General features: G+C 46.6%; 4 protein-coding genes. 1 reads left to right on the top strand and 3 read right to left on the bottom strand.

Annotated features, from left to right (window positions below):
- Both QUA25_RS23015 and QUA25_RS23020 read right to left on the bottom strand, forming a co-directional pair.
- On the bottom strand, window positions 1-1,304 hold a 1,304-nt coding region (locus QUA25_RS23015; protein ID WP_333041446.1), incomplete at its 3' end, for a DUF4114 domain-containing protein.
- A 629-nt stretch (window positions 1,305-1,933) separates the two neighbouring features.
- A complete protein-coding gene (locus QUA25_RS23020) occupies window positions 1,934-2,818 on the bottom strand; it encodes a 4-hydroxybenzoate solanesyltransferase (RefSeq protein ID WP_333041466.1) in 885 nt (294 codons plus the stop codon).
- 210 nt (window positions 2,819-3,028) lie between these two features.
- On the opposite strand from QUA25_RS23020, the gene QUA25_RS23025 reads away from it, so the two are divergent.
- The gene (locus tag QUA25_RS23025; protein WP_333041447.1) at window positions 3,029-4,645 is read left to right on the top strand and encodes a Ppx/GppA phosphatase family protein; all 1,617 of its coding nucleotides are present in this window, start codon (window positions 3,029-3,031) and stop codon (window positions 4,643-4,645) included.
- Window positions 4,646-5,002: 357 nt separating this feature from the next.
- Here QUA25_RS23025 and QUA25_RS23030 read toward each other — a convergent pair.
- Window positions 5,003-7,466 (bottom strand): Calx-beta domain-containing protein (locus QUA25_RS23030; protein WP_333041448.1); only part of this gene is annotated, 2,464 nt, incomplete at its 5' end.

Here is a 7,466-nt window from a genome sequence, read left to right on the forward strand (position 1 = left end):
ACGGGTGGCGCTACAGCCACAGGCGGTTTTGTTTCCACAGGTGGCGTTTCCACGGGTGGCGCTACAGCCACAGGCGGTTTTGTTTCCACAGGTGGCGTTTCCACGGGTGGCGCTACAGCCACAGGCGGCGTTTCCACAGGAGGCGCGACAGCCACAGGCGGTTTTGGATCAATCGGTGGCGTTTCCACAGGAGGCGTTGTTGCAACAGGCGGTTTTGGATCAATCGGTGGCGTTTCCACAGGAGGCGTTGTTGCAACAGGCGGTTTTGGATCAATCGGTGGCGTTACAGCAACAGGCGGTTCCACAACCGGCTGCTTTGATTTGACATAATCGATCAATTTCTTGCCGCCATCAAGTTTAGTCCAATCCTTATTTGGATCGATCACTTTCTCTATTGCCGGTGCTTTGCCCGTCGCACCTGTTAAATTGAAAACCAAATCGTTATAATCTTTATCTGAACCCTGATCGACGCGCTGATCTTCCATCGCAAATGCCTTGCCATTACCAGTGACATCTGCTACTTGACCGTACAACCAAGCATCATCTGGATTAGTGCTAGATAATGATAGCAGTGGGCGTTTATCACCGCCGGCACCGGGATTATTAAACACATCTTGCACAGTACCATTTGGCACCAGCATCACCGCAAAAGCCTCTCCCGGTTTCATCGGAAATGTTTTCTGCCCGCTGTACTGCCCCTGGTTATAATTTGCCTCTCCTAAACTGCCATTAAATAGTGGATTTGCACCTTCTGTGGGGTCAGAAATTACTACGTGACCAAAGGTAGAATTGGTCAGGGATCGTCTTGCCGCTTCTTTGATAAATTCCTGAGAACCAGGGGTGAATTTCTCCATTCCCAGCACGCTGAAAATGGCAACTTCACCTTGATAATTGCCGCCGTCGTGCAGCCAGTCAAAGCCAACTTGTCCCGTGGAATCTGTAGCGAAAAAGCCGGAGTCTACCCCTAAACCTGTCAGCGGGTCAACTTTGCCGTCAGGGGTTAAACTAACTTGATAATTTGTATCGCGGGAGGGTGCAGAAATTTTGAGCGCATAATTAGTTGCGCCCAAATTATCGATGCTAAAAGTTCCTGAATTTGTGCCGTTGGTTTCGATATCTTTGACGACTTTTCCCTGACTGTCGAGAAGCTGCATCCCGACAATGGAACTAAACCCTTCAGCCGTAACTCGAAAGCTGCCGGTATTGAGTCGATTAAAACGATAGGTGTCTGTGGGGTCAGTTTTACCTGCGAAGTCGATGGAGAAATAGTTGTTGTTCAGATTGCCGATCGATATATTAGACATGATGCACCTTGATTGATAAAATTCTATGGAAAAAATCAGCCGACACAGCCAAGCAATTGTCGCCAACCCGCGTCACGACACGCGACTTTAACTTAATTAGCAAAAGTTTAGAAAGTCGTTAAACTCGCTTAACTTTCCGCCACTATGTATCTATCAGAAGTGCGCCGGAGTTTTTATGCGTTTTGTAATGAAACTTTACACTGAGTGTTTAATAACGAGTAGGAAATGGCATCGTTAGACATTTATTTTCTTCCGGGGAAAGTGTTCCCTGTAACCAATTTCCATACCGACCGACAAAAAGACGTAGTTTTTTATACTCTAATAATTCAGTATAATTTCGTCTCATACACAAAAATAGTATCAGTTTTTATAAGCCAGCGCATCAGTAACATTTCTGAAAAGTCTAATCCAATTAGATTAATAACTAAGTATATTTATGTATAATCATCCTGAAAAAAGATGAAGAACCCCCCGCACATCCTCGGAGATGTGCGGGGGTGCGAGACTTGGATTGGATACAAAGCAGAGAGACACAGGCTTTCAGGCTTAAATCGATTTGAACCTCTTCTGTCAAACTTAAATCATTCGAGTTTCACACCCGTTCTCTGCGGGAAAATACCTACAAAAAACTAAAAAATCTCCCCAACAATCATCCCCGCCAATATGACAAACCCCACCCAAACATTTTGGCGGAAGATTTGACCGTAAACAAGCTTCGGAATATCAGTATTCCGCAGTTGACTGTACTGAAAAAACCACAAAATAGCCGCCGCACTAATTGCCATCCAAAAACCAATGTGCAAGTGCAGATTCATCCCCATTGCTGCTAACAAACCGACAGTACCAACAAAGAAAAAACCCACAGCATTAGCAGCATTATCCCCGAAAAATATCGCGCTGGAATTCACCCCCAAACGCAAATCGTCTTCCCGATCGCTCATCGCATAAACTGTATCAAATCCCATCGTCCAAAACACGACTGCACCCCACAGAAGCCAAGTTGCTAATTCTAATTCGTCAACGGCGGCGCTCCAACTAATTAAAACTGCAAAACCCCAGGCAATTGATAGCACTAATTGCGGCACAGGAAAAAATCTTTTTGCCAGCGGATAGCAGATAATTACTGGTACGGCGGCGACACACAGCCAGAAACTTAACGGATTGAGATAAAAAGCGAGAATCGCCGCACAAGCAAAGGAAATTAATGCAACTCCGATTCCAGTTTGCACGGTGAGGGCGCGGGATGCTAGGGGGCGCGATCGCGTTCTTTCTACTTCGGGATCGATATCGCGATCCCACAAGTCGTTGATGACGCATCCCGCCGCACTCGTGGCTAAGGTACCCAACACAATCACGCCCACCAATGCTGCGGGCGGCCTCCCGTCTGCTGCTAAAAAGACTGCCCAGAGGGCTGGAATCATTAAAATCAGCCTTCCTGCTGGTTTGTCCCATCTCAAAAGCCTCACGACAGTTAGCAATGTGGATTCGGGTTGGCGATCGGGCTCTTTAAGCATTTCAATTCTAGATTTCATATTTTTAACTCTAGATTTTATCAAATTTTAGGCACAATCACTTACTATCTCTGCTGGCGATCGCACTTCTGCCGAAATTTAAAACAGGTAAAAGTCTTGACCAGTCAGCAATTCCAAATTTTTGCTAATTTAATAGAATGCCTCACTGGATTCGTGAAATAATCATAAATATCTGTCAACCCCGATACTCCAATGGTTAATTCACTTGCTTCTGCGGAGTCAAATCGCATTATTGCTGCTATTGATATGGGTACTAACTCGTTTCACATGGTGGTGGCGCGCATCGATCCGAAATTACCCGCGTTTACGATTATTGCTAGAGAAAAAGATACGGTTCGGTTGGGCGATTGTGAGGTTAAGACAGGGTGTTTGAAGTCCGAGGTTATGGAAAGGGCGATCGCCACTCTGCGCCGCTTTCAAGATATTGCTAAAACTTTCAATGCCGAACAAATTATCGCTGTGGCTACGAGTGCAGTTCGGGAAGCCCCTAACGGGCGGGATTTTCTGAAACAAGTTGCTGAAGAATTAGACCTGAATGTTAGTTTAATTTCCGGTCAAGAAGAAGCGCGGAGAATTTATCTCGGCGTTCTTTCGGGTATGGAGTTTAACAATCAGTCGCAGGTAATTATTGATATTGGTGGCGGTTCTACGGAGTTGATTTTAGGAGACAGTTCTGAGCCTCGCTGTCTCACCAGTACAAAAATTGGTGCTGTTCGCTTAACAGGACAATTTGTCAAAACTGACCCGATTAGCAGGGAGGAGTTTGCTTATTTGCAAGCTTATATTCGGATTTCGCTAGAAAGACCGATCGACGAATTGCGATCTCAATTCCATGAGGGCGAACCTTTGCGCTTGATTGGCACTGCTGGAACCATCGAAACTCTAGCGGCAATTAATGCTCGCGAAAAGTTGGGAACAGTGCCGAGTCCCCTAGCCGGATATCAGTTAAGTTTAAAAGATTTGCGTGATTTAGTCAATCGCTTTCGCAAACTTTCTTATGCCGAAAGGTTGGCAATTCCGGGAATGTCGGACAAGCGGGCGGAAATTATTCTGGCAGGCGCTTTGATTTTGCAGGAAGCTATGATACTATTAGGAATTGAATCGCTGACGGTTTGCGATCGATCTCTGAGAGAAGGGGTAATTGTTGACTGGATGCTGGCGCACGGTTTAATTGAAAACCGCTTACGCTATCAAGGTTCAATCCGCCAGCGCAGCATTCACCACATGGCTGAGAAATATCAAGTCAATTTAGAACAAAGCGAAAGAACCGCAGCATTTACTCTCAACTTCTTCGACCAAACTCAAGGAATTCTACACAACTGGGGAAGTGAAGAACGCGAGTTGCTGTGGGCTGCCGCAATTCTGCACAACTGCGGTTTGTACGTCAGTCATTCAGCGCACCACAAGCATTCTTACTATTTAATTCGCAATGGTGAGTTATTGGGCTACACTGAAACAGAGATTGAAGTAATTGCCAATTTGGCTCGCTATCACCGGAAAAATCCTCCCAAAAAGAAGCACGAAAACTTTATTGCTCTTCCGAAAAAATACCGTGAATTCGTCAATAAATTGCATCCTTTTCTGCGGTTAGCTGTGGCTTTAGATAGGCGGCAAATAGGCGCAATTTCTGATTTTAAATGCGAATATCGCCCGGAAGTTAGAGAGTTTCACTTGCGCCTACAACCGCTCAATCCCGAAGACAATTGCGCTCTAGAATTGTGGAGTTTGGATTATAAAAAGCCGTGTTTTGAATATGAGTACAATCTCAAATTAGTGGCAACTTTGGAACCGACTCTGGTTCCGGTTTAAATACAAAGCCGAGCCTGGAAATGAGAGACTGTAGGGTGCGAAGTACGCACCCTACAGTTTCAACTTAACCCCAAGTCTAGTACCAATATTGTGTTTGACTCTATACTCCTCCCGATCGCCCTAGCCTACCTTCTGAAGGCAGGCTAGATTAATTTTAGAGAGGATAAATCAATGCGATATGACTATTTGCTGACGCTATACGAAATATTTAAGTAGTGTCTCATATCATATCCGGTCGAGCGATCGCGATTTTTTTAGGGGTTCCCCTCACCAACAATACCTGCCAATAATTGACAATCTCACAAACCCGCCCCGACCGGGATATTATAGTTAATCGATCGGACATGATATTAGCCATCATTGTGATACAACCGGATTCGATATTATCTGCAAACCAGGTAGCCCGGTTACTGTAAAATCCTGTTGAGTGATGAGATTAGCTGGCACGCCTTTGAGGCTAGCTAAGATTTGATCGGTATTGGCAATTTTGATAAACGTTGTAGTGTTTTCTTGAAGTATGCTGAGTCGATCGACCGTTAACCCTCCCATTAAAATTAATAAATCTTCACCTTGCGTAAAATCAGCGATTACATCCTGGCCTTCTCCCGGAGTCAAGAAAAAGTAATCGCGCCCGCTTCCCCCTTGCAGCGTATCGTTTCCGAAGTCTCCCATCAACCAGTCGTCGCCAATTCCCCCAATAAAAGTATCATCACCCTTACCGCCGTACAGAGTATCGCTACCGTCACCCCCACACAATTGATCGGCATCTTGATTACCAAAAATTAAATCATTGCCGCTGCCACCGCACAAATAATCTTGTTGACTGCTAGCTTCGGTAGCGATATTGTCAATATCTCCGAAAATCGTATCCTCGCCATCGCCACCGCAGATGGTGTCATTTCCCAAATCTCCAAATAGCAAATCATTGCCAGAATCGCCGCAAATTATATCGTTATCTTTGCCGCCGTGTAAGGTATCATTGTCTTCGCCGCCACTTAGAGTATCTTCGCTTTCTTGTCCGTACAAAACGTCGTTGCCGTTATTGCCAAAAAGCAAATCTTTTCCTGTCAAGTCACCGTCAGGCGCCTCAGAATTGTCGCCAAATAAACTGTCATTACCTTCATCGCCAAGTAGGGTATCGTTGCCTTTGTCGCCCCAAACTACGTCATTATCTTTGCCTGCGATCGCCACATCATGATCTTTACCCCCATAAATAATGTCATTCCCAGCGTGGCCGAGGAGATAGTCGTTATTTTCGTTGCCAAATATGGTGTCGCTGTCTGCATCCGCGCCAACAGTAACTGGGCTAGCAAGGCCACCGTAAATATTGTCGCTGCCGACAAAACCATTTAGCCAGTCGCTGCCGTTGAAACCGTTGATGATGTCATTAATATCGCTGCCGGTTAGAGTATCTTTACCGTCAGTACCGTTGAGGATATTTTCAGGGATATTCGGGCCGGCAATGGAAGTGCGATCGGGTAAAGTGATTCGATCGCACATACAGTCTTCCGAAGCTGCAGGAATTAGCGCAGGTGTGGGGGTTTCGGTTGTTGGAGATGTGGTTGGGGCGATCGAATTCTGATTGGCGATCGGCGTTTCCCCAGGTTTAGCCGTCGGAATTGGAGTTTCCGCAGATATCGGAATTGGCGTCGGAATTGGTGTCGGAGTTTCCGCAGGCGTCGGAGTTTCGGCAGGAATTGGCGTCGGAATTGGAGTTTCCGCAGGAATTGGCGTCGGTGTCGGAATTGGAGTTTCAGCAGGAGTCGGCGTCGGAATTGGAGTTTCCGTAGGAATTGGCGTCGGTGTCGGAATTGGAGTTTCCGCAGGAATTGGCGTCGGGATTGGTGTCGGAGTTTCCGCAGGCGTCGGAGTTTCCGCAGGAATTGGCGTCGGTGTGGGAATTGGAGTTTCCGCAGGCGTCGGCGTCGGAATTGGAGTTTCCGCAGGAATTGGCGTCGGTGTGGGAATTGGCGTCGGTGTGGGAATTGGAGTTTCCGCAGGCGTCGGCGTCGGAATTGGCGTCGGTGTGGGAATTGGAGTTTCCGCAGGCATCGGCGTCGGAATTGGCGTCGGAATTGGTGTCGGAGTTTCCGCAGGCATCGGCGTCGGAATTGGTGTCGGAATTGGTGTCGGAGTTTCCGCAGGCGTCGGCGTCGGAATTGGTGTCGGAATTGGTGTCGGAATTGGAGTTTCCGCAGGCGTCGGCGTCGGAATTGGCGTCGGCGTCGGAATTGGAGTTTCCGCAGGCGTCGGCGTCGGAATTGGCGTCGGCGTCGGAATTGGAGTCGGAGTTGTATCTACAATAGTCAAAACAGCACTATAAATCGCTCCTAAATCTGCTCCGTTAGTGGGATTGTTGAGAGTTAAATTAACAGTTTCATCCTCTTCTATCTCTGAATCAGCCACAATGGGAATCGTGAAAGCTTGAGCAGTTTCGCCAATGCCAAAGTTTAAAGTTCCTGATGTCTGGTTATAGTCACTTGCAGCATTAGCAGTGCCATTACTTGTACTGTAACTGACAGCAGCCGCCACATTAGTACCATCAGTGCGGATAACAGTAATTGTGGCAAATTGACCGTTTTCATTAACGCTGTAATTGGCGTTGCTGAAGTTAAAGTTTCCGGCACTTGTGACATTAATATTTGCCACAATTTCTGGGATGGTAGCAACCCCGTCACTGACACTATAAGTAAAGCTATCGATTCCCACAAAACCCGGATTGGGAGTATAAGTAAACGAACCATCAGTATTGAATGTGAGAGTGCCATTGTTGGGATTTGTGACTTTAGTTGCCGTCAATACATCATCGTCCAAGTCGCTA

The organism is Microcoleus sp. Pol17C6, from assembly GCF_036701145.1.
Lineage (GTDB): Bacteria > Cyanobacteriota > Cyanobacteriia > Cyanobacteriales > Microcoleaceae > Microcoleus.